We start from the raw sequence: 22,860 nt of genomic DNA, 5'->3' as shown, positions 1-22,860 counted from the left end.
TGTAGGTTCCTATACTTAAACCCGTCAGGTCTTCTGTCGTTACCCCTCCACCCCAGTTATAGGTGTAGGGTGAGGTGCCGCCGGTAACTGTCAGGTTGATTGCTCCGTTTGTGCCTCCAAAACAGGAAACATCGGTCTGGTGTAGATAATGACATCGCAGCTGCAGGCTGATTTACCGTCGCACTTGTCGTCGCCGTACAACTGTTTGCATCAGTTACGGTTACATTGTAGGTTCCTGTATTTAAGCCCGTCAGGTCTTCTGTCGTTACCCCTCCGCCCCAATTATACGTGTAGGGTGAGGTGCCGCCGGTAACTGTCAGGTTGATTGCTCCGTTTGTGCCTCCAAAACAGGAAACATTAGTTACACTAGTAGATAATGACATCGCAGCTGCAGGCTGATTTACCGTCGCACTCGTCGTCGTCGTACAACTGTTTGCATCAGTTACGGTTACATTGTAGGTTCCTGTGCTTAAGCCCGTCAGATCTTCCGTCGTTACCCCTCCGCCCCAGTTATACGTGTAGGGTGAGGTGCCGCCGGTAACTGTCAGGTTGATCGCTCCGTTCGTGCCTCCAAAACAGGAAACATCGGTCACAATTGTAGATAATGACATCGCAGATGCAGGCTGATTTACCGTCGCACTCGTCGTTGCTGTACAACTGTTCGAATCAGTTACGGTTACATTGTAGGTTCCTGTGCTTAAACCCGTCAGGTCTTCTGTCGTTACCCCTCCGCCCCAATTATACGTGTAGGGTGAGGTGCCGCCGGTAACTGTCAGGTTGATTGCTCCGTTTGTGCCTCCAAAACAGGAAACATTAGTTACACTAGTAGATAATGACATCGCAACTGCAGGCTGATTTACCGTCGCACTCGTCGTCGCCGTACAACTGTTCGCATCAGTTACAGTTACATTGTAGGTTCCTATACTTAAACCCGTCAGGTCTTCTGTCGTTACCCCTCCGCCCCAGTTATACGTGTAGGGTGAGGTGCCGCCGGTAACTGTCAGGTTGATTGATCCGTTTGTGCCTCCAAAACAGGAAACATTAGTTACACTGTAGATAATGACATCGCAACTGCAGGCTGATTTACCGTCGCACTCGTCGTCGCCGTACAACCGTTCGCATCAGTTACGGTTACATTGTAGGTTCCTGTGCTTAAGCCTGTCAGGTCTTCCGTCGTTACCCCTCCGCCCCAGTTATACGTGTAGGGTGTGGTGCCTCCGGTAACAGTAAGGTTTATCGCTCCGTTTGTGCCTCCAAAACAGGAAACATTAGTTACACTAGTAGATAATGACATCGCAGCTGCAGGCTGATTTACCGTCGCACTCGTCGTCGTCGTACAACTGTTTGCATCAGTTACGGTTACATTGTAGGTTCCTGTGCTTAAGCCCGTCAGATCTTCTGTCGTTACCCCTCCACCCCAGTTATACGTGTAGGGTGAGGTGCCGCCGGTAACTGTCAGGTTGATTGCTCCGTTTGTGCCTCCAAAACAGGAAACATCGGTCACAATTGTAGATAATGACATCGCAGCTGCAGGCTGATTTACCGTCGCACTCGTCGTCGCCGTACAACTGTTCGCATCAGTTACGGTTACATTGTAGGTTCCTGTGCTTAAACCCGTCAGGTCTTCTGTCGTTACCCCTCCGCCCCAGTTATAGGTATAGGGTGAGGTGCCTCCGGTAACTGTCAGGTTTATCGCTCCGTTTGTGCCTCCAAAACAGGAAACATCGGTCACAATTGTAGATAATGACATCGCAGCTGCAGGCTGATTTACCGTCGCACTTGTCGTCGCCATACAACTGTTCGCATCAGTTACAGTTACATTGTAGGTTCCTGTACTTAAACCCGTCAGGTCTTCTGTCGTTTCTCCTCCACCCCAGTTATACGTGTAGGGTGAGGTGCCACCGGTAACTGTCAGGTTGATCGCTCCGTTTGTGCCTCCAAAACAGGAAACATCGGTCACAATTGTAGATAATGACATCGCAGCTGCAGGCTGATTTACCGTCGCACTTATCGTCGACGTACAACTGTTCGCATCAGTTACAGTTACATTGAAGGTTCCTGTACTCAAACCCGTCAGGTCTTCTGTCGTTTCTCCTCCACCCCAGTTATACGTGTAGGGTGAGGTGCCACCGGTAACTGTCAGGTTGATCGCTCCGTTTGTGCCTCCAAAACAGGAAACATCGGTCACAATTGTAGATAATGACATCGCAGCTGCAGGCTGATTTACCGTCGCACTTATCGTCGACGTACAACTGTTCGCATCAGTTACAGTTACATTGAAGGTTCCTGTACTCAAACCCGTAAGGTCTTCTGTCGTTTCTCCTCCACCCCAGTTATACGTGTAGGGTGAGGTGCCGCCGGTAACTGTCAGGTTGATTGCTCCGTTTGTGCCTCCAAAACAGGAAACATTAGTTACACTAGTAGATAATGACATCGCAGCTCCCGACAGAGTTATAGTTGCATTAGTCGTTGTAGTGCAATTGTTTGCATCGGTAACTGTTACTGTATATGTTCCAGAAGGCAATCCCGTTCTTGGGTTAGAGCCTGCACCTGCTTGTGCTCCCCAATCATAACTAATTACACCGGTCCCACCAACAGTAGAAACTGAAATACTTCCCGTACTGGAACTACAAGTTGGATTTGTAGGAGTTGCAGTAGCAATAAGCTGATCCGGCTGAGTAACATTCAAATTTAAAATTGATGTGCAACTTTGAGCATCAGTTACAGTAACAAAATAAGTTCCTGCAACAAGATTGTTAATATCCTGAGTAGTTGCACCATTAGACCAGTTATAAGAATATGGTGAAGTTCCACCGGATGCGGATAAATCTATGCTTCCATTAGCAAATCCAAAACAATTATTATTAGCAGTGACTGTTCCGCTTATACTCAAAGCAGATGCAGGTTCATTAAATGATGAGCAGATATAACATATATTGTTTGACTTTAAAAAATTGATTAAAGCCAGATTGTTAGCATTGTTGGCTGATCCGGGTGATCTTGAGCCTGCAGCAACTCCGGTAAAGTTTGAAAGTGTGCTATAACTTCCACAACCATATTGGTAAGTATTTGAAGCGGTCGTAAAATGAACATCACCTGTAGGTGCACTTACATTACCAACTGTACCGTAACTAATTCCATGAAAAAATGTTCCGGTCGGTGATAATGTCTGTCCTGCATCATTTGAGTTTTGTAATCCCATATAAGTCGGATAGGCAGGTGGTGTTCCCGGAGATGCACAAGGAATTACTTCATTATTGCAATAGCTCATACATAAGTGATTGTTTGGTAAAATATAAACCCCATCCCCATTACTGTCATAAGGGTCATCAGCCGGAATCAGAATATCCTTATTTCCAGAATCTCCATTGTATATGACAATTAAAGAGCCGGCCGGTATAGCTGTTAAAACATTGCAACTTGGATTTGCTCCTAAATTAAAAAACATATAACCGGCACTAATATTACCCCCGTTATAACCTATTCCATTATTGTCGTTGATTACCCAACCATTTACATTTAAAGAACCATTACCCACAACCAATAATTCAAACCATTCCTGATTACCTGAGGGTCCGTTTGACAATTCATTGATTATTAAACCGGACGATGTGGACATACATCCATTACAAGAAGAATTTAAATTAGTGAGTGGTGTTGGAGCAGCCAAGGAAGCATCTGTTACAACTACCTGAAGGTTAGTTTGCCCATTTGAAATAAAGGACGCATTGTTTATACATACTGTAGTAGTTCCTGATATATCATAGGGTACATTGTCAGCCATTAACACACCTCCCACATAGATATCCACACCGCTTGCGCTTCCTCCACTGTTATCGAAGGTTACCAGCAAAAAATAATCTCCGGTTGGACCGCCATTACAATAAGGAGAACTGCAAGTTGTGGTAACTATTGGATTTGACATTGTACAATTACTACAAGGATTTGCTGTAACTGTAGCATTTGCCGTACCTGTACATCCATTACTTGCAGTAGCCGTAACTGTGTAAGTGGTAGTACTTACAGGTGTTACAACAATGGAAGAACCTGTTTGTCCTGTACTCCATAAATAGGTACTACCTCCGGATGCCGTTAATGTAGAACTGCTGCCTGAACATATTGCCAATAATCCATTAACTGATACAGTAGGAGGAGGATTTACTACAATATTTTGTGTGGATGATACGAGACAAGCACCCGTTCCTATTGTATAAGTAACAGGAATATTGCCGGATAGCCCGAAAGGATTAAAAGAAGCTGTTCCATTGCCATTGTTTGTTATTCCTGTTCCGGACCAAACACCAATTAAGTTGCTACAATAATAACTGACCTGTTGTTGAACAGGGGTTAAGGTTATAGAAGAAGCCGTGTTACAAAGAGGTGAGGGAAGCGACCATGTTGCATTTGTTGGAGATGTTATACTATATGTTACATTACAAGTTGCAGTCCTTCCCCCTCCGTCTGTTGCTGTTAAAGTGATAATATGATTACCAACAGTTAAGGGAGTTCCTACTGCGATGTTTTGAGTAACTGTTACAACATTACAATTGTCGGTTGCAATCAATCCGCTGTTAGTAGTTATAATAGCTGTTAACAAAGTAGCATCACAACCGGCATCTGTTCCATTAGGATCAACAACAAAATCAACTGCATCACCAGTGTTAAGAAAAACATTGGTAAGTGTCCAAGGAGTTGAAACTGAAGGCACATTGAAGTATTGCCATATTTCTACTCCATTTACAAACACTCGGATATGTGCTCCGTTACCACATCCTGTATCTAAATCCTGAAATTGTAAAGCGATGTTTACATTGCCTGTGAATTCACTAATCCATCGTCTTACAGCCCACTTATAGTCAGTTACTCCGGGATGGCCGCTATTTGCATTTAAATATGGAGTATTAAAAGGTTGTGAGTTTTGCCATTGACTTAACCCTCCATTCCATGTTGGCAGTTGAGTAAAATCACAACTTGAAAAAGCAAAATACTCTCCATAATACCAATTATTTGAGCCTTGAACACCAGAAAATTCTGTAACAGAGTTTGCTATCACTGTATTATTTACGAAAGTCAGGTTTGGCATTGGGATGGAACAATCAGCATCAGCCTGAACACTAATATTCGCCGGACAAGTGATTGTCGGATTTTGAGTATCCCCGGCAACATTAAGTGTTCGTGTTGCACTGTTACCGCAGTTGTTTGATGCGAAGACTGAAATGGTTCCGGGGTTAGCCCCCCAGGTTACACTTATACTTGTTGTACCCTGCCCGGAATTTATCGTAGCACCAACAGGTACAGTCCATGTATATGAAGTTGCACCTGCAACAGGAGCGATGCTATAAGTTGTGGTGGTACCAGGACAAATGGGGCTTAACCCTGAAATTATACCAGGAGTAGTAGGGGCTGTTGAAATGACAACCTGAAAAGTTGTGATAGTAGGACATAAAGATCCTGTAGGAGCAGTGTTATATGAAACGGTGTAAGTGCCCGGAAAACTTGATGCAGGGTTAATTACCCCTGTAAAAGAATTAATACTCAATCCTCCCGGGGCTGAAGAAAATGTTCCTCCCTGTGTTCCTACAACTGTCGGAGTAAAATTACCGGCACTTTGACAAATATTTGCATTTGAGATACTAGCCTGATCTTCACTATTAACTATCACATCAAAATTTACATTAGTAGCACAAACAGATGAAGGATCAGACCCTGTATTATATGTAACAACATAAAATCCGGGAATACTTGAATTTGGAAATATTTCACCGGTTGACAAATTCATGCTTAACCCAGCAGGAGTAAAGCCTGTATAAGTACCTCCTGTAAGTCCAAATGAGATATTAGGAATATAGATACCGCCATCCTGACACATTTCCAACGGGTCTATAATAGCTAAATCAGGTTGTGCTATCGTAACTGAAAAAGTAGTAGAAATGGGGCAAACAGATAACGGAGCTCCTAAAGTATTATATACAACTGTATAGTTCCCTAAGCTTGAAGCATTAGCATTTATAGCACCGGTTGTGGCATTTATGCTTAGCCCAAAGGGTTGTGAAAAAGTGCCTCCTGATATTCCGGTTATTACAGGCATATAAGTATTTCCATCCTGACAAGCCTGTATATTGGCAACTGAAGCCACATCACTCGGGTTTACGGTAATCGTTCTGTTAACTGGTACCGACTGACAACCTAAATTATCTGTAACTGAATAAGTTACAATATAAGTAGTTTGAACTCCAACCGTTGGTGCATTAAAGGAGGGGTTCTGAATATTGGTGGCACTTAAAAATGCAACGCCGCTGCCCGACCAATTATGATTTGAAAATGTACCTGATCCTCCACTGGGATTTCCATTCAGAGCTAAAGAAGCACCTGAACAGACTGTCGCAGGATTAGGTGTAATGTTGGCAGTTGGTAATGGATTGACATTTACTACAACCGCATCACATCCCGATAAATTACCACAAGCATCGGAATATCTCACATAATAAGTTGTAGTAACTGTGGGTGAGGCAATAGTTAATGGATTCCCTGTTCCAATTGAAGTACCACCACAACTTCCGGTAAACCATTGCAATATTGTTCCCGCACCTCCGGATGCAGAGAGTGCAATATTTCCCGGATCATCCGCACAGAAATTATTCCGGTCAACAGCAGCAATAGGTACTGCAGGGGCAGGTGAAACATTTACAGTAAAAGTAACAGAAGTACCTGCACATCCTGATGGTGTACCGGGTGAAATAGTATAAACTACAGTTGCCGGATCAGTCGTTGTATTGGTCAATAAATCCGAAATATTACCGGTACTATTCAACGTATTTCCGCTAATAGTTCCTAAAGTAACCGTCGAACTGTAAAAAAATACGGTAGGTGGTGAGCCTATATTGCTGATAGGAACATAAGAAGCCCATTCTCCTGAACAAATATTTATAGTAGGTGGAGAATTGGTGATGACAGGAAGTGGTGCTACTGTTACAGTTGTTCCGCTGACGGCTATACATCCTGCTGCGTCTGTTACAGTAAATGTTAAAGTATATGTTCCTCCAATCAATGCCCCTGCATTAAAAACAGGGTTTGTAATTGTGGTATTGTTTAAGAAAGCAGCACCGTTACCCGTCCAAACCTGATTTGTAATAGAGTTAGAACCGGGAATGGGATTTCCTTGTATTTGCAAAGTAAGACCGGCACAAACAGTGGCAGGATTTGGTGTAATTGTAACTGTTGGCGGTGTCAAAACGGTTAATGTTACCACATTACTGGTATCTGAAGGACAAACGCCTGAAGTTACTATCCTGATAAACTGATAAGTCCCCGCAGTAACTAACGTAGAAGGGTCATAACTTTGTCCGGTACCACCGCTTATATTTGTAAATGCCTCGCCGTTAAAACTTTGTTGCCATTGATAAGTATATGCGCAGGATCCGCCCAAAGGCAAAGATCCAACAATATTAGCAGGATCACCGGTTGAACAAAAATTAACTACCGCAGGAGCAGTTATGATATTGTTGCTGATTTCAGGCTGAACGGTTACAGAACCATACACATAAATTGACCAACCGCAACAGTCGTCATATACACGATATTTGATTTGATAAGTAATCGGACAATTCGTATTATTGGGAAGGGTAATAGCTCCAGGATCTTCAACGCTGGAAGTATAAACCGGCGATGGAATGGCAGTTCCCGTAACCGGAGTTTGTTGAATAGTCCACTCAAAAGCTGTGGCAAGAGATGGGCTATTAGGGGTAGAGGCTAAAGTAACATTGTTTTGACCCACACATACTGTTGCGACTAAACCATCAATAGTTGGTAAAGTACGGGGGGTAATGATATGAATAAAGTCATAATATGTATTGGCATTAATCACCAGATCTTTTTTCCCGGTTGAAGTGTAATATATTGCTAATGGATCTGAAGAAGTTGTATATGTTGAAGTAGAAGAAGTGATATTATTGACAATTGTGCCTCCAGTATCAAATGAGGTAAATGCGACAGCAGTAGAAGGAGTGGTAAGCGTAATCATGGAGTTGGTACAACCTTCATTATAAGTAGCTGTAATTTCAGCAGAGGGGATAGTAGAAGTTAAAGTAGAACCGGCACCATTTGTTGAAACAGCATTACTTATACCTGCTTGTCCGGCTCCACCTGCTCCACCTGCTCCGCCTGTTCCACCATTACCGCCATTACCGCCATTACCCACATTACAGTTGCCTGCATTCCCTCCTATACCACCGGATCCGCCTGCTCCGCCTGTTCCACCAGATCCTCCACTTCCGCCATTTCCTGCTGTACCTGAAACAATATTGGAATTTAATAAATTTGCTCCTGCAGAAGAATTGGTTCTATATAAACCAAATGATCCCCCTCCTCCTGAACCTCCTGTTCCACCGGCACCTGCACTTCCACCGCCACCGCCACCGCCACCGCTGCTTCCTGAACCTTCATTACATAAGCCCCCGTACTCTGCTCCACCACCGCCACCGCCACCGCCACCTCGCCCACAGCTTCCATTTGTGCCGTTTCCGCCTTGTGAACCAGGAACATAATAGCCACCTGAATGAGCACCTGCAGCACCTGCTGCACCGGCAGTACCTGCTGCACCTGCAAGTCCTACTCCTCCTGCACCTCCATTTCCCGGATTGCTACAACATAAAGGGTTGCCAAAAATAGAAGTATAACAACAATTATCTCCTCCTGCCCCCCCTCCTGTTCCACCTGAACAAGCACCAGTGCTTCCGTTAGTAGCATAAGCAAGATTATACGAGTTGTGACCACCCTGTCCCCCTGTACAGCCACAAGGTGAAGTTCCGCTTGCTCCACCCGGCAAATTCCATGTTTCATTATCTTCATGACCCGCAGATCCGTTGCCTCCTGCACCGCCCGCTACTCCATTTGATCCGTTAGAACCGCTTAAACCTGCACTTGCTGCTCCCGAAACGATGCTACACCTGACAATATCATAATTACTAGAATTATTTATCCAAACAGCATAATTTGAGCGACCTCTTCCGCTTGGAGTTTGGCCGGTAACATTTGAAGTAGTAATATTGAGATCCTGTAATGTCCATCCAGAAACACCATTTGCTTTAAACCCCATTCTGTGTTCTACATCGTTACTCCCCGTTTGTGTGTAAAACTCAATCCCTGTACAAATTATAGAAGTCAGTGCTGAACTGTTTTTTACCCATTCTCCTGCCACATTTCTGAAATCACCTTCAACGGTAATGTTATTCGATAAATTTAATACTGTTGTAGAAGAATAACTTCCCTCCAAAACACGGATATGATTTCTGGTGCCTCCGGAATTTGCAGCAATTGTTAATCCTTGTGCAATTGTAGCAACCGGTGCAGTTGGAGAGCCGATGTTTACGTCACTTCCTGTTGTTGCTACATAAACAAAACCACAATAGTCCGAAGTAGCAGTTACAGTACAAGTACTAAAAGAATTTACTGCCGGACAAATATCTCCTACCGTTAAATAGACGGTATAAGATTGAGTTCCGCTTGGAGGCGGGAATGTGATATTCGTAGTTGTGCCTGTAGGGTTTGAAATGGTTACACCGGCTGATGGAGAAACCGACCATGTGTATGAAGAAGCATTAGCTACTGCGCCAATTGCTGGTACAATAGGAAAAGTAAAACTATATGCAACTCCGCCTACAATACTTGAACCACATGCATTACTGATAATCGAAGGGGCATAAGGGAAATAAGTAACCCTGAAACAATCGGAATATACAGTATTAAGGCGAGGTCCTGAAGTCGTATAACTTCCCGAACCAGTACGATTGCTGATAACACAACGATACAAACGAGTTCCGGCTGTTTGCGGTGGTGTATAATCTTTCCAGTAAGCGCCGGCAATATCTGTCCATGTTGCATTAGTTGGGCATCCCACAAATCCATTTCCATCACCATCGTCATCGCCGGTTACGTCGGTTACCTGCCATTGGTAAAATGTCGCATTGGTTGCATTGACCGAGAGCGTGGTGGCTGTTCCTATACACAAAGTACGGTCTTTTGGTGCGACAATGGTAACAGTTGGGGCAGCCTGTACCCAACGATATCTTATCCATGCACTCCAGTTGTTGTAAGAAGTAGATCCTGCTCTCAATGGAAAATCTAAATAATTCCAGATATTAGCCTGACCTTGCAGGGTTGGAATACTATTTCGCCAGTTTACCAAACCGGTTGTACCGTAATAATAGTTGTCGTCATTTCCTAATCCAAACAAACAACCGGAAGCATCATAAGTACAGTCTCCGTTGCAATCTTCCTCCCATAATTCAAACTCTATTTCGAATTCTTTAAAATTAGTTTGTAATGCGGTATAGTTCCGGGTCAGTAAAGAAGTAATCGGATTGCCGGTATTCCATTGTGGATAGGGTTGAGACAATGAATTGATACAGGTTGACCCACCAACAAACCCGGCCAGATTATCTCTTGAACGCCATCTGACCCTTAAATCTTCATTATCGGCAACTCCAAAAACGCAGTTAATACCCCAATCGTAATCGCTATCACTCCAGACACCCATGAGTTGAACTTCCAAAGTCAATGGCCCGTCCTGATATTCAATTCCGCCGCTTGATTGATTGGTTGACAAAGTTGGCAAAGAAGGCAGCGGATCTACCCAATCCCATTGAAATGCAAACAGAATTGAGTAACTTTGTTGTTCACCACCTCCCAAAACATCGGACTGAACATAATGAACTTGTCCGTTCGGGCCGCCTCTGAAAGGGTTTACTACCGAAGATTGAATATAACCCACATAGTTATCATCTCCCAATAATCCGCAACAAAAAGAAGGATTATAAGTCCAGTTGCTTGTTCCTCCGTCGCATGGCCAAATACAGTTCGTATCATCATCTTCCCACATTTCTGCAACTGACCAGTCAAAAGTAGTCGGAGCACTTGTACTTGAATAAGTTACATCCAACAACATCACCCCATTTGCATCCTGAGTCATTGGCCAAGTAGAACTTCCAGCAGGCAATTGTAATCCTGCCCATTGTGTTCTGCTCCACCATCTGTTTTCTTCTCCATCTGCTCTTACATTTACTCCTGAAGGCGACCACCCAATTCCCGTAATGTCGGTAGTTGGACGAACTCTGATACCCCTGTAAACATATTCCTGCCCTCCAAGATCATCACAATTCGCATTTGTCCAAACTTTGTGTAGCCAAACCCGAAGTCTAATCCTCCCGTCATTCAGTTGGGTAGGTTGTGCTTCACTTAATTGTGATAAAAAAAACAATATTACGAATATGGTTACAGATTGATTGCTAAAGTTCTTGTATAATTTCAAGTGCATAATTGGCAATTTACAAACATTACATGAAGGTGAAAAAACTTTAAAGGATTGTTGTTAGTCCTCAAAGTTCAAAATCCGATAATAACCGTTTACATCTATCAACATAAGTTTAAACTGCTCAAAAGAGCCATCCTTTAATAAGAAATTAAGCGTGGGTGCAACTATTTTCATGCTGGAATCTGTACCGTATCTTTGTTTTGTAGCAACTATTTCAATGTCATTTACCTTTCCGGCAAGACCCGACAAGGTTTGTTTTACAACAGATGACCATTGAACAAATACAGGAGCAAAATTTTGGTTAATTTGAGGATAACCCTCCCCCTCCAGATAAGCTATATATTGTTTTGCTAATGGTGCGTCAAAAAAATATTGCCCTAATTTTTCCGGTGAACTGTCTGATGAGAGCGAGCACTTTAAACCATCAATCAACTCATTAAGTTGGGCTTCATCATGCATAAAAGCCGGAGGCGGTGAGTCGTAAACAATGGTGCGACTTTTATTTTGACTGTAAACATAATCTGGAAAAACCAACAAGAGTGAAATTGAAATTAGTAAGGGAAAGTACAAATAATACATATTTGCTTTTTTATTTTTTGAGCAACTCTACAAAAGTATGGAAAAACAGAAAAATAGTGAAACTTTTCTGAAAAATACTACTATTTTTCACTTAAAAAAGCGCATAAAATGACAAATGTTCCAATAAGTCTGCAAAGAAACATTTTTATGGCTTAGGGATTTTTTTTCACTCTCTGGCACTTACCGTATTTATTTAATTTTAAAAAATAATCAGACCAACATTTTTACCAAACATCTTAGATTTTGAGTAAAGATTAGGTCTTAATCAGACTTACAATTAAAATTAAAAAAAATTTGTCTGATTTTGCTTTGAGGCTAAAAAAATAACAAGACATCCACAAGTGGAACAATCCATTCCGCAAGCGGATCAATTCATTCCGTAAGCAGAACAATCCATTCCGTAAGCGGAACAATCCATTCCGTAAGCGGAACAATCCATTCCGCAAGCAGAATAATCCATTCCGCAAGCAGAACAATCCATTCCGCAAGCAGAACAATCCATTCCGCAAGCAGAACAATCCATTCCGCAAGCAGAACAAACCATTCCGCAAGCAGAACAAACCATTCCGCAAGCGGATCAAACCATTCCGTAAGCGGAACAATCCATTCCATAAGCGGAACAATCCATTCCATAAGCGGAATAATCCATTCCGCAAGCAGAACAATTCATTCCGTAAGCGGATCAATTCATTCCGCAAGCAGAACAATCCAATCCGCAAGCGGAACAATCCATTCCGTAAGCAGAACAATTCATTCCGCAAGCGGAATATACTTTTTTAAAAGCAAATTCGTTTTGTTTTAAGACATTGAAAGATTTACTTACAGTACTGTTTATTACTTAAAGAAGTATTAGTTTATAAACCCCCGATTTAAAAAAAATAAAAACGTGTTTTTTTATACATCTACCATTTTTCCTCAAAACTATGCGAATATTTTTTCGCAAACTTCAACAATCAAAAGCTAAACTTCTATTTCCTACTTTTTAAAAATACCGCAAATCATGGAAAGATTCAAAACAAGAAAAGATTACAAAGACTATTCTGATGATAAAGTATATCTACTTGCCAATAATGTGATAAACAATTTGTCAAGCAATCCTGATTTCCCCGCACCCGACCCATCCGTAGCGGAATTAATATTATTACGAGATGAGTTTAAAATAGCTATTATTAATGCTGCATTTGGTGGTAAGTTATTAATAGCAGTTCGTAAAGAAAAAAGAACAGTGCTTATCGAAGCCTTGAAAAGAGTGGCTATTTATGTTGATTTAAATGGCCAAAACATCAAATCTGTTATGTTGGGTTCGGGTTTTGAAGTATATAGTACGGCTCATGTAGTAGCACCACCTTCAGAAAAAACAATCATATTAATCGTAAAAGACGGAAAACATAGTGGAGAAACCATAGTTAGATCCAAAAAAATTAAACATGCCATTATGTATCAGTTGCGATATACCGAAGATAATTTTGGACCGGATGCAAAATGGACAGAACTTTCTCCTCAAACAAAAACCACTTATTTAGTCAGTGGATTAACTCCGGGTACAAAATATTGGTTTCAAACCCGAACCATCAGCAGTAAAGGGCAAAGCGAATGGTCTGACCCTTTTTTGTTTATGGTAAGGTAACAGGCAACTAACTTTTAAATGCAATAGTATCTCAGTTTATGATATCAAATTTTATGTAGCCCGGAATTTTGTTGCTTAGTTTTTTATTCAATCGCGACAAGTTTTAAATAAGGATTAAAAAGCCGGAAAATGTTTTTGAATATCAAAAGATGATTGAGTTATAAAAGAATTTCAATTGATATTCGTTTTTTTACCTATCAAAGAGTTTTCCAATTTTGATAATGACTCACTGTTTACACAAACAGCCCATGTTGAGGATTTACAAGAAAAGAGTCAGCAATATATTTCATTTTTATAGTTGAATATTGTATTTGTGTTTATCTTTCACCAAAATAGCCGGAAAGTACTAATCACCATTTCGAAAGATTGTATATTGGGTTTCTTTTAAGTTCAATTCCTTTTTTTAAAAGAATTGAAATATCAAAAACAAGTTGATTTTTTAGTAAAATGTTTTTCGTAAATGATAAATTGTTTTTTTTCTTTTAATTGTTTTGAAAATTTAGTACAGCATATTATCATCAAATAATTAAAAAGCAATGAAAGGAATTTATATATCCACATTCATTCTATTTTTTATTTTACCACAGTTAGTTATGGGACAAAAAAGCGTTGTGTATTATGAATTAAACAGTGCAGTCAACTATGTCAATAAAGCAAACGGATATGCAAATTCAATAATTTACAATATTGATAGAAGTTTACAACAAACTGCGATTCCGGATATCCAGTATTATGCCCGTCAGGCAAGAACCGAATCGGGATACGCCGTCACAGAAGCAGATTATGCTGAGGTAAATACTACAAAAGCAGCAGATGTTTCTGACGAGATAAAATGTTATGATGCCAAATACAAAGGTGATACGGCAAAAGAAAAACTATATACGGCTATCGAAAAGTTAGAAGATGCTTCAGCCGTTTTAATCAATGCAGAATATGGTGATAATCAAGAAAATATAATGAATCAGCTTTACAAAGCTAAAAGTTATGCCGAAGAAGGAATAAGCAATCTAAATGACGCTTTATACTATATGAAACTTGCATTAGATGCTTTGAACAGTTGCGAATAGCTCTAAACTTATTTAAAAAAACAAGCACAAAACAACTAAACTGTTAACTTGAAAAAACTTAACTTTTTCCTACCCATTATTGTAGGGTGGGCTTTTTCACTGCCTGTTTTTTTAATGACTTTGCCTTTGAATTCTGTAATTTTAAGGACTTAACCGGATGCTGTATTATTGACCAAACAAGCCTGTAAAAACTAAAAATCAACGTTTTTAATTAAAAATCATTTGAAATATGAAAAACTTAAAATTAGGAGCATTCTCTGTCAGTTTAAGTGTGAAAAATATTCATGCTTCCAAAGAATTTTATGAGCATCTCGGATTCAAAGTATTTGGAGGGGACATCAATCAAAACTGGTTGATTATGAAAAACGGCAATTCCATTATTGGGTTATTTCATGGGATGTTTACCAATAATATACTGACTTTTAATCCCGGTTGGGATGAAAATGCAGAAAATTTAGCGGAGTTTGACGATGTTCGTCAGATACAACAACATCTAAAAGAAAATGAAATTCCCCTTATGAGTGAAGTTGATGTCGAGACAAGCGGACCGGGCAGTATCACACTAACAGATCCGGATGGCAACCTGATTTTAATAGATCAGCACCGGTAATTTATTTCTTATTGTTGTTTTTTATAGGGCAGTAATAAGGAGTTATTAATCCCAATACTCTTCATTGTTTGAAATTCTTTCTTCATATACCATACCTGTCCCAATAAAAATAAATCCTGCCCAATGTTTAGGAGCAGCATACCGACTAAGCGCCATTTCCCGTTTAGTCTGGTTTACTAAAAATTGTAATGAAAAACAGGTTTTTTCATTCGACAATATCTTTTTGAATAAAGGAATTGTAAACTCCGGTGTTGAAATATCCAATACTTTGAAAATTGTATAAACTAAATTTTGTACGCCTGCGTATAGAAAAGCTCTGTTTATTCCCATCACCCCCTCTCCTTTTGCATGTTTTCCAAGTCCGGTTTCACAACAACTTAAAACCATCAGAAATGTGTTCAAATTGAGCGAGTAAATATCGGACAGGTAAAGCATGGAAGATTCATTGTTTTGGTGGCTTTCTGATGAAAAAACAATTCCGCTTAGTTCGGGTCTTTGGGGGTTAAAATGACCATGTGCCGATACCAACACAAATTCACCTTCAAAAACATGATGAATAAAATTGAGGCGTGTTGCTTGTTTTCCTAAAAAAAGTTTTGTTTTCAGATTGTATTGCTTGAAAAGAAGGTCAACTCCCATAATCTCTTTATCAGAATTAGGCAGTTCAGGAAAATCTTTACCTCCAAATCTGACCGGGAAAATAATATCTGAATCAGAATCTGCAATAATAGTATTTTCATTTTTATTGGCATAAACCGGAGCAAAACCTATAAAACCGGTATCCACAGATACATTAGATACTGGAGTATCAACGTTTACAATGCCTATTGTTCTTTCCATAGAACGAACCCATAAAGTTGCAGATAAATGATAGCTGAAATAATATTGATGTAAAAGATAGGGCAACTTTGAAAAAGAATAATCTGCCGGCAATTCCTTTGTCAAAAGCGCTTCAAATGGCAAATTAGTCAATGCCTCGTCGGGTAAAATAAGAATTGAGGAAATTTTTTCCCCATCTAATGTTGCCAAAGGTTTTTCAAATAATTCAGTAAATAAAGAAGTTGCGTATGCTATATAAGGATCCGGGTCGAAATCGTCCTGAATGGCACAAATGAAGTTTTCAATTTTTAATTTCCAATCTTTAGATTTTTTTAATCTGATAAAGTGAGTGGAATCTTCAGTAAGAATAAGAACATAAAAAAAGTGCAGCCCAATAAAATAGGAAAACGCTGCTTGATTTTCAGGCAATAAAAATTGTATGTCTATAAGATTCGGCACCTCTAATTTATACTTCTGTTTGGCGTATTCAGGGTACCGTCTTTCTATTCGATGAATAAACCGGTCATATTTTAATTTGAAATTAAACTGCTCATTTTGCCAAATGGTAAGTTGTTTTTGATTCCGGATTGATTGTGGCTTTTTTGTTTCATCATCAATCAAACGTTCTAAATAATTCAATTCAACTACATGTTTATATTCGTAACTTAATAGTCTTTCCGGAATTTTTTCTTGTAATTTGGCTTCCATATCTTTAAAACGCAGCAAAAGCAGAACACCTTTCGATTTTTCGATAAAGTAATGAGCCAATTCAATACAATTTCCGTCTAATTTGTAACCAAACGCTTCATTAAATTCAGAAATCTGAATTTTAAATTTAATAGCCGTCCAAAGAGCAAAAATGGCCTGACGGTAAATGCTTTTGGCTTCTTTTGCCAATCTGATTTTACTCCCTTCCGACAAATAACTTTTTCGGAGATGATCTATCAATTGATCGCACTGCAAATAAAAAGCAATTGTAGCACACAAGGCTGCCCTGTTCTCATGGTTTTGTTGGAACCGGGACAATAACAAATTTGCCTTAAATCTCAGGGCATGCAAAGTTTCATTGTTTTCCCTGTTTTTAACTATCTGATTGGGGAGTAGATATGGATTTAAAGGCTGACGTTCGTATAATAATATCCTTAACGCCCGATTATACAGGGTCATAGCTCGATTTGCCTCATTTACCAAAGCGTAACACTCCCCCAAGTTGGTAAATGCCAATGCCGTATCAATCCGGTTAAAATCTTTTTGGGCTATGTAGATTTTAATGCCAATTTTTTGAAACCTTATCGCCTGTCGGTAGTTCTTTTGCAAACGATAACAATTGCCAATATTTATATATGCAGCAGCAGTAAACGGGTGGTTCTTTCCGTTAAGTTGTAGTCGCAGATACAATACTTTCCGGTAAATAGTCATGGCTTTTTGAAACTGTCCCGTTTTGACAAATACATTTCCGATATTGGTCAAACTATTTGCAGTAATCGAATTGACTATTCCTAAAGCAGCTACCGAAATTTTGTATCCTGCCAAAAAAGACTGATAAGCCATTTTTATATTGGCTTTATCTAAATAGGCTGTTCCTAAACTATTATAATTTTTGGCAGTAGCAATATGCTGTTCTCCATTCGGCTGCCTTAAATTTATATGCAGTCCTTTTCTAAAATATAGAATTGCCTGATCATAATCTGTGTTCAACAGATAATTATCCCCAAGAGTCGTATAGGTTTGGGCTGTTTCAGGATGATACTCGCCTAAAGTTTCCAACCTGATTTTCAAAGCTAAATGCACATATTCAAGTGAAGTTTTAAAATCTCCTTTCAACCGGTAGCACAAACCGATGCTGAGATAAGAACTTGCTGTATCCGGATGGTTTTCACCGCTTAATCGAAGCCGTATTTTCAAAGCATGATTGTAACAGGATATAGCTTGATTGTATTTGGCATTCGCTTTTAAAATAACCCCTAAATTGTTATACAGTTTTGCTGTATCGAGATGGTTCTTCCCAATTGTTTTTAGCGAAACAGACAAGGCATATCTGACAAATTTTTCAGCTTTTTCATTCTTTCCCAAGTTGAGCAGGCAATTGCCGATATTGGCATAGTTTGATGCAGTTTCGGGATGTTTTAAGCCGTATAAACTTTTTCTGATTTTTAAGGATTTAACCAGCCAATGAAGTGCTGTCTTCATATCGCCCATTACAAAATAGGATATCCCTTTAATATTCATACAACCGGCAGTATGTGGGTGTCTTTTTCCCAGTTTCTTTACCGAGAACGCTAATGTTTTAGAAATTGCTTGTAGTGCTTCTCCGGATTTACCTTTCTTCCATAAGGCATCGGCAATCTTATACCGGCACTGAACAAGTTCTTCCCAAGCTTTATATTTTTTAAAAACCGGTAAAACCTTCTTTAACTGCTCGATTGCCGAATCATATTTTGCCTCAACTATTAATTGAATTGCTTCTGATAAATTTTTCTTCGCATCGTGCAAATTAATCATGTTGCAAAAAGGTATTAGCAGAATTTGCGATTTCTTTTGTTCAAATTTTCAATGGATGCAAATATAAATATTTTTATCATAAAGTTATGTTTTAAAGGCTTCAAAAGCATACTTACAGTTTAAACTAAAAAATATGTGAAAAAATCTCTTAAAAACGGTTGATTTTTTTTTTCAAAAGGGAATAATAGTCTGTAGATGGAAATACTAAGGTGATATTGTATTTTCCTGTGTGATTATTCCCCATTCAGCCACTTGATTGTGATTTAGTAAAAAATCAACTCAGGTGGTTTTTTTTATTTTGGATTTGCAGGAAAGAAAAAATCCAAAATCTACTTTTTAGGGTTGTATAAAAACATAGCAACAAAATAGTATTATTTTCGCACCTGAAAACCTAATCTTAGTTTAAGTCAGTTTATATGGACAATGTTTTATTAGAATGTGTACCCAATTTTTCGGAAGGGCAAAACCTGCAAATTATTCAACAAATCAACGAAGTAATACAAAGTGTCGAAGGAATCCGATTGTTGGACACAGATCCCGGAAAAGCAACTAACCGAACCGTTGTTACTTTTGTCGGTGAGCCGGATGCTGTTATTGAAGCTGCATTTTTAGCTATAAAAAAGGCATCTGAACTCATTGATATGAGCAAACATAAAGGCGAACATCCCCGTTTTGGCGCTACGGATGTTTGTCCACTCATCCCTATTTCGGGAATAACCTTAGAAGAAGCTGCAATTTATGCGAACAAACTTGGAGAGCGTGTCGGACGTGAATTGAAAATACCAGTTTACTTATACGAAAGTGCTGCCTCAAAACCAGAAAGAAAAAATCTGGCAACCGTCAGAGCCGGTGAATATGAAGGTCTTTCAGAAAAATTAAAACATCCAGATTGGATTCCGGATTATGGCCCATCCGAGTTTAACGAACATATTGCCAAAACCGGAGCGATAGCTATCGGAGCCAGAGATTTTTTAGTCGCTTATAATATCAACTTAAATACGACTTCTGTAAGAAGGGCGAACGCCATTGCTTTTGATATTCGTGAAGCCGGTCGGGTAGTAAGAATAGGACATCCTGTTACCGGAGAAATTATGAGAGATGAAAACGGCGAACCTATCAGAAAGCCAGGCGTTTTAAAATCGGTAAAAGCAATTGGATGGTATATCGAAGAATATGGAATTGCTCAAATTTCCATGAATTTAACCAATATCAGCATCACTCCTATTCATATTGCTTTTGAGGAAGTTTGCCAAAGTGCCCAAGATCGGGGCATCAGGGTTACAGGTTCTGAAATTGTAGGTTTGGTTCCTTTAAAAGCCATGATTGAGGCAGGAAAATATTTTCTTCGCAAACAACAACGCTCTGTCGGTGTTGCAGAATCCGAGTTAATCAAAATAGCAGTTAAATCGCTGGGATTGGACGATCTTGCTCTTTTTGACCCGAAAAAGAAAATCATAGAATATGTTCTAAAAAACGAATCAGGCCAAAATTCCGCACCTTTGGTGAATATGTCCCTGCTCAGTTTTGCAGAAGAAACAGCATCAGAATCTCCTGCTCCGGGCGGTGGTTCTGTATCTGCATATATCGGTGCATTAGGAGTTTCATTAGCTACAATGGTTGCAAATTTGTCGTCTCACAAAAGAGGTTGGGATGACCGTTGGGAAGAATTTTCAAATTGGGCAGAAAAAGGACAACTCCTGAAAGATCAGTTGCTTTTTTTGGTAGATGAAGACACCAGGGCATTTAACGGCATTTTACATGCTGTAAGATTACCAAAACAAACTGAAACCGAAAAAAGTACCCGACTAAAAGCAATAGAACAAGCAACCAAGCAAGCCACTGAAACTCCGTTTAAAGTAATGGAAATTGCGTTACAAAGCATGGAAATCATTCAGGCAATGGCTCAAACCGGAAATCCAAATTCTATGTCTGATGCCGCTGTTGGTGCTTTATGCGCATATACAGCAGTTAAAGGTGCCTTTCTGAATGTCTGCACAAATGCTAAAGACCTGACCGATAAAGAATTTGCTTTTCAAATTGTTGAAAAGGCAAATAACATATTAAATCAGGCAACTCTTTTGGAAAATGAAATTACGGCATGGGTGCTAAATCAGTTAAACAAATAATTTCGGTAATCGAACTTATTGTTTAATCCTCCTACTTTGATGTATTTTATTGATTTACCTTCCGTATCTTCTCCACTTATCCAAAAGGATGATAAGCTCATCCCAAGTTGTATATCCAATCGTTTGTTTACCCTCCCTTGGGTTGATATTTTTTCCTTCGCTAAGTTTGTAAACAGATAGTGAAAAATATGGAGCACTAAAAACCCGAAGATTTTCTTATATCTTCGGGTTATTTGGTTAGTGTTCGATGGAGTTGTTTCCAACAATCATCACAACTTTTCCGGATTTTTTCGATCCATCCTGGGTTCAAATATCAGGATGCAGCGCAGGTGTCATGCTAAAATCAAAAAACATATAGTTGGTATTTTGAAAAAACCCAAATGGGATTTCAACTTTTAAGCATAGCACTGAAAAAATCTTTTAAAGCGCAGCAATCAACATTGAATTGATGCAATGCAAACACCAAACTATTTTTCATCTTCAAATTTATACCCTTTTTCTTTGGCCTGAGTGCGAATAGTTCCAATTATTGCAGCGTCCAAGGTAGTTGTTCCTTCTTGCTCCGCCATTTTCCGTTCTTCATTTGCAACATAAGTCCTTCGCTCGGCATTGAGTTGTTGGATACGTTCCTGAATTTCTTTACGCTTTTTGGCTTTACTCTCAACATACGCTTTTCTCTGCTCTACATTCATATTCTTCATTTCTTCCGGCAAGTCGTCTTTTGACAATTCATCCATTTTGACAGATTTGTCTTCAACGGCATCCACCAAATCCCAGGAAGTGTTTTTATAATTTGCAGAAGCCTTTGTAGCAGAACGTTGCGCTGCGTTTGATGAACCATATTGACTGGCGTTCATATCTTGTTCCATCTGTAGTTCTTTTCTATGCTTTCCTTCCTTTCCATATCCGATATAAGTATCGTTCAATTGTTCGTTTAGTTGGTTAATTTCTTTGTCTTGTGGTGCATCTATATGAACAACCGTCCGGTTTTGGTCAATATTCATATATTTTCCATCGGCACAATCTGCACCATCTTTCCATTTGGTCTCAATTCCTTCCTGCATTGAACCGCAAAAAATAGTATTGATAATAATCCCCTTTTCAGCCGCCTCTTTACAGGCATCTTTGTAAGAAACTGATCCCTGAGTAAACTCTTCATTACCGGCAATAAAAATGATTTTAAGAATATCATTGCTTTTATTCCAGTCCAACTGCCGAACTGCAGTTTGAATAACATGACCGCAATATTCACTGCCGCCATAAGTAGTTAGTGCAAACAACTTTTCTGAAATCATATCGAGATCGGTAGTTAATGGTGAAATTTGTTGAATATACCCTACCGAAGAAGAATAACGGTCATTTCCATAATCATATAATCCAAGTTCTATGTTTGGAATGTTGCCCTTGCTGTCTCTTGCCAAAGCAAGTTCACCCACCATTTTCCATAATTGGGACTTGGCCTGATCTATTAATCCGTCCATACTATTACTGGTATCCAATAAAATTGAAACCTGAACAATATTTCCGTCTTTAGTGGATGCTCTTGCAACCGAATTGTTATCGGCAGGTGCAGGGGCTGTTACCGTATTTTCCGGTTCAAAATTCTGTTGTGGTGTATATACATTCTGTTGTGGTGTTACTGCATTCTGTTGTGGTGTAACTACATTCTGTGATTGTTGTGTTTGATAACTATTTGTTGTTTTTTGAGTATCGCGATTACTGCAACTACTCCATGTAATACAAGTTAAAGTTATCCAAAAAGATAAAAACAGTAAGTTTTTCATAGTGTCAAATATTTGAGTTAAAAGATTGAAAATCAGGGGATGGGATGTTAATGAATATTAACGTTTTAAACTTTTCTAAATTGCAGATGCGATTCGGGTTGAATAAGGTGTCTGATGATGAAAATTGCAGTTTCGGATTTAATTTATAAATCACCGTTCCTGTAACTAAAACAAAGAGAAAGCCGGTTTAATTAGTATAAGTTTTATCATGCTCACTTATATAGAGGAACTTCTTTCAGACAGATTTCAGATTGAATTCATTCGAAAATAACATTACTTGACCGGTTCGAAACCTGTTAGTGTCAGGACACTTTTTAATTCTGACTTTTAATTTCATAGATTTGTTACAGTTGAATAATTTACCAACAAACTATTGCAAATTACCCCTTTGTAGTATGTTAAAATAAAAAGATGACAGCATTACAGGTTTAGAAATGA

Annotated in this window: 10 protein-coding genes; 4 read left to right on the top strand and 6 right to left on the bottom strand. The window is 39.4% G+C overall.

Features of this window, described 5'->3' with window-relative positions; translation table 11 throughout:
* Positions 1-56: 56 nt before the first annotated feature.
* The 4 genes from IPM47_12260 to IPM47_12245 all read right to left on the bottom strand — a co-directional run bounded on the left by IPM47_12260 (position 57) and on the right by IPM47_12245 (position 12,520).
* Positions 57-1,112 (bottom strand): SprB repeat-containing protein, encoded by a 1,056-nt coding sequence (locus tag IPM47_12260; protein QQS27656.1) that lies wholly within the window; start codon positions 1,110-1,112, stop codon positions 57-59.
* On the bottom strand, positions 1,046-11,311 hold the full coding sequence (locus tag IPM47_12255; GenBank protein QQS27655.1) for a SprB repeat-containing protein: 10,266 nt from the start codon (positions 11,309-11,311) through the stop codon (positions 1,046-1,048). Before IPM47_12255 ends, IPM47_12260 begins: the two co-directional genes overlap by 67 nt.
* A gap of 54 nt (positions 11,312-11,365) precedes the next feature.
* Positions 11,366-11,887, bottom strand: a complete 522-nt coding sequence (locus tag IPM47_12250) for a hypothetical protein (protein QQS27654.1) — start codon at positions 11,885-11,887, stop codon at positions 11,366-11,368.
* 372 nt (positions 11,888-12,259) lie between these two features.
* Positions 12,260-12,520, bottom strand: coding sequence for a hypothetical protein (locus tag IPM47_12245; GenBank protein ID QQS27653.1), 261 nt, complete (start codon positions 12,518-12,520; stop codon positions 12,260-12,262).
* Between the two features lie 367 nt (positions 12,521-12,887).
* Between IPM47_12245 and IPM47_12240 the strand changes: the two genes are divergently transcribed.
* The 3 genes from IPM47_12240 to IPM47_12230 all read left to right on the top strand — a co-directional run bounded on the left by IPM47_12240 (position 12,888) and on the right by IPM47_12230 (position 15,191).
* Positions 12,888-13,514, top strand: a complete 627-nt coding sequence (locus IPM47_12240) for a fibronectin type III domain-containing protein (protein ID QQS27652.1) — start codon at positions 12,888-12,890, stop codon at positions 13,512-13,514.
* 593 nt (positions 13,515-14,107) lie between these two features.
* A complete protein-coding gene (locus IPM47_12235; GenBank protein ID QQS27651.1) occupies positions 14,108-14,581 on the top strand; it encodes a hypothetical protein in 474 nt (157 codons plus the stop codon).
* 229 nt (positions 14,582-14,810) lie between these two features.
* Positions 14,811-15,191 (top strand): VOC family protein, encoded by a 381-nt coding sequence (locus IPM47_12230; protein QQS27650.1) that lies wholly within the window; start codon positions 14,811-14,813, stop codon positions 15,189-15,191.
* 45 nt (positions 15,192-15,236) lie between these two features.
* Here the strand turns inward: IPM47_12230 and IPM47_12225 are convergent, their stop codons facing one another.
* Positions 15,237-18,512, bottom strand: coding sequence for a CHAT domain-containing protein (locus IPM47_12225; protein ID QQS27649.1), 3,276 nt, complete (start codon positions 18,510-18,512; stop codon positions 15,237-15,239).
* Positions 18,513-18,928: 416 nt separating this feature from the next.
* On the opposite strand from IPM47_12225, the gene ftcD reads away from it, so the two are divergent.
* Entirely contained in the window at positions 18,929-20,638 is a 1,710-nt protein-coding gene (ftcD, locus tag IPM47_12220; GenBank protein QQS27648.1) for a glutamate formimidoyltransferase, read from the top strand.
* 467 nt (positions 20,639-21,105) lie between these two features.
* Here ftcD and IPM47_12215 read toward each other — a convergent pair whose 3' ends face one another.
* Positions 21,106-22,422, bottom strand: a complete 1,317-nt coding sequence (locus tag IPM47_12215) for a VWA domain-containing protein (protein QQS27647.1) — start codon at positions 22,420-22,422, stop codon at positions 21,106-21,108.
* Positions 22,423-22,860 lie beyond the last annotated feature (438 nt).

Source organism: Sphingobacteriales bacterium, from assembly GCA_016700115.1.
In the GTDB taxonomy this organism is placed as follows: domain Bacteria; phylum Bacteroidota; class Bacteroidia; order Chitinophagales; family UBA2359; genus UBA2359.
Note: the sequence above shows the minus strand (reverse complement) of the source record. Positions and strands in the feature narration are given on the sequence as shown.

Excerpts from the sequence above, each read along its gene's own strand:
- IPM47_12255 (QQS27655.1), bottom strand. The coding sequence starts at position 11,311 with ATGCACTTGAAATTATACAAGAACTTTAGCAATCAATCTGTAACCATA.
- IPM47_12245 (QQS27653.1), bottom strand. The coding sequence starts at position 12,520 with ATGGAATGGATTGTTCCGCTTATGGAATGGATTGTTCCGCTTACGGAA.
- IPM47_12240 (QQS27652.1), top strand. The coding sequence starts at position 12,888 with ATGGAAAGATTCAAAACAAGAAAAGATTACAAAGACTATTCTGATGAT.
- IPM47_12235 (QQS27651.1), top strand. The coding sequence starts at position 14,108 with ATGGGACAAAAAAGCGTTGTGTATTATGAATTAAACAGTGCAGTCAAC.
- ftcD (QQS27648.1), top strand. The coding sequence starts at position 18,929 with ATGGACAATGTTTTATTAGAATGTGTACCCAATTTTTCGGAAGGGCAA.
- IPM47_12225 (QQS27649.1), bottom strand. The coding sequence starts at position 18,512 with ATGATTAATTTGCACGATGCGAAGAAAAATTTATCAGAAGCAATTCAA.
- IPM47_12230 (QQS27650.1), top strand. The coding sequence starts at position 14,811 with ATGAAAAACTTAAAATTAGGAGCATTCTCTGTCAGTTTAAGTGTGAAA.
- IPM47_12215 (QQS27647.1), bottom strand. The coding sequence starts at position 22,422 with ATGAAAAACTTACTGTTTTTATCTTTTTGGATAACTTTAACTTGTATT.
- IPM47_12250 (QQS27654.1), bottom strand. The coding sequence starts at position 11,887 with ATGTATTATTTGTACTTTCCCTTACTAATTTCAATTTCACTCTTGTTG.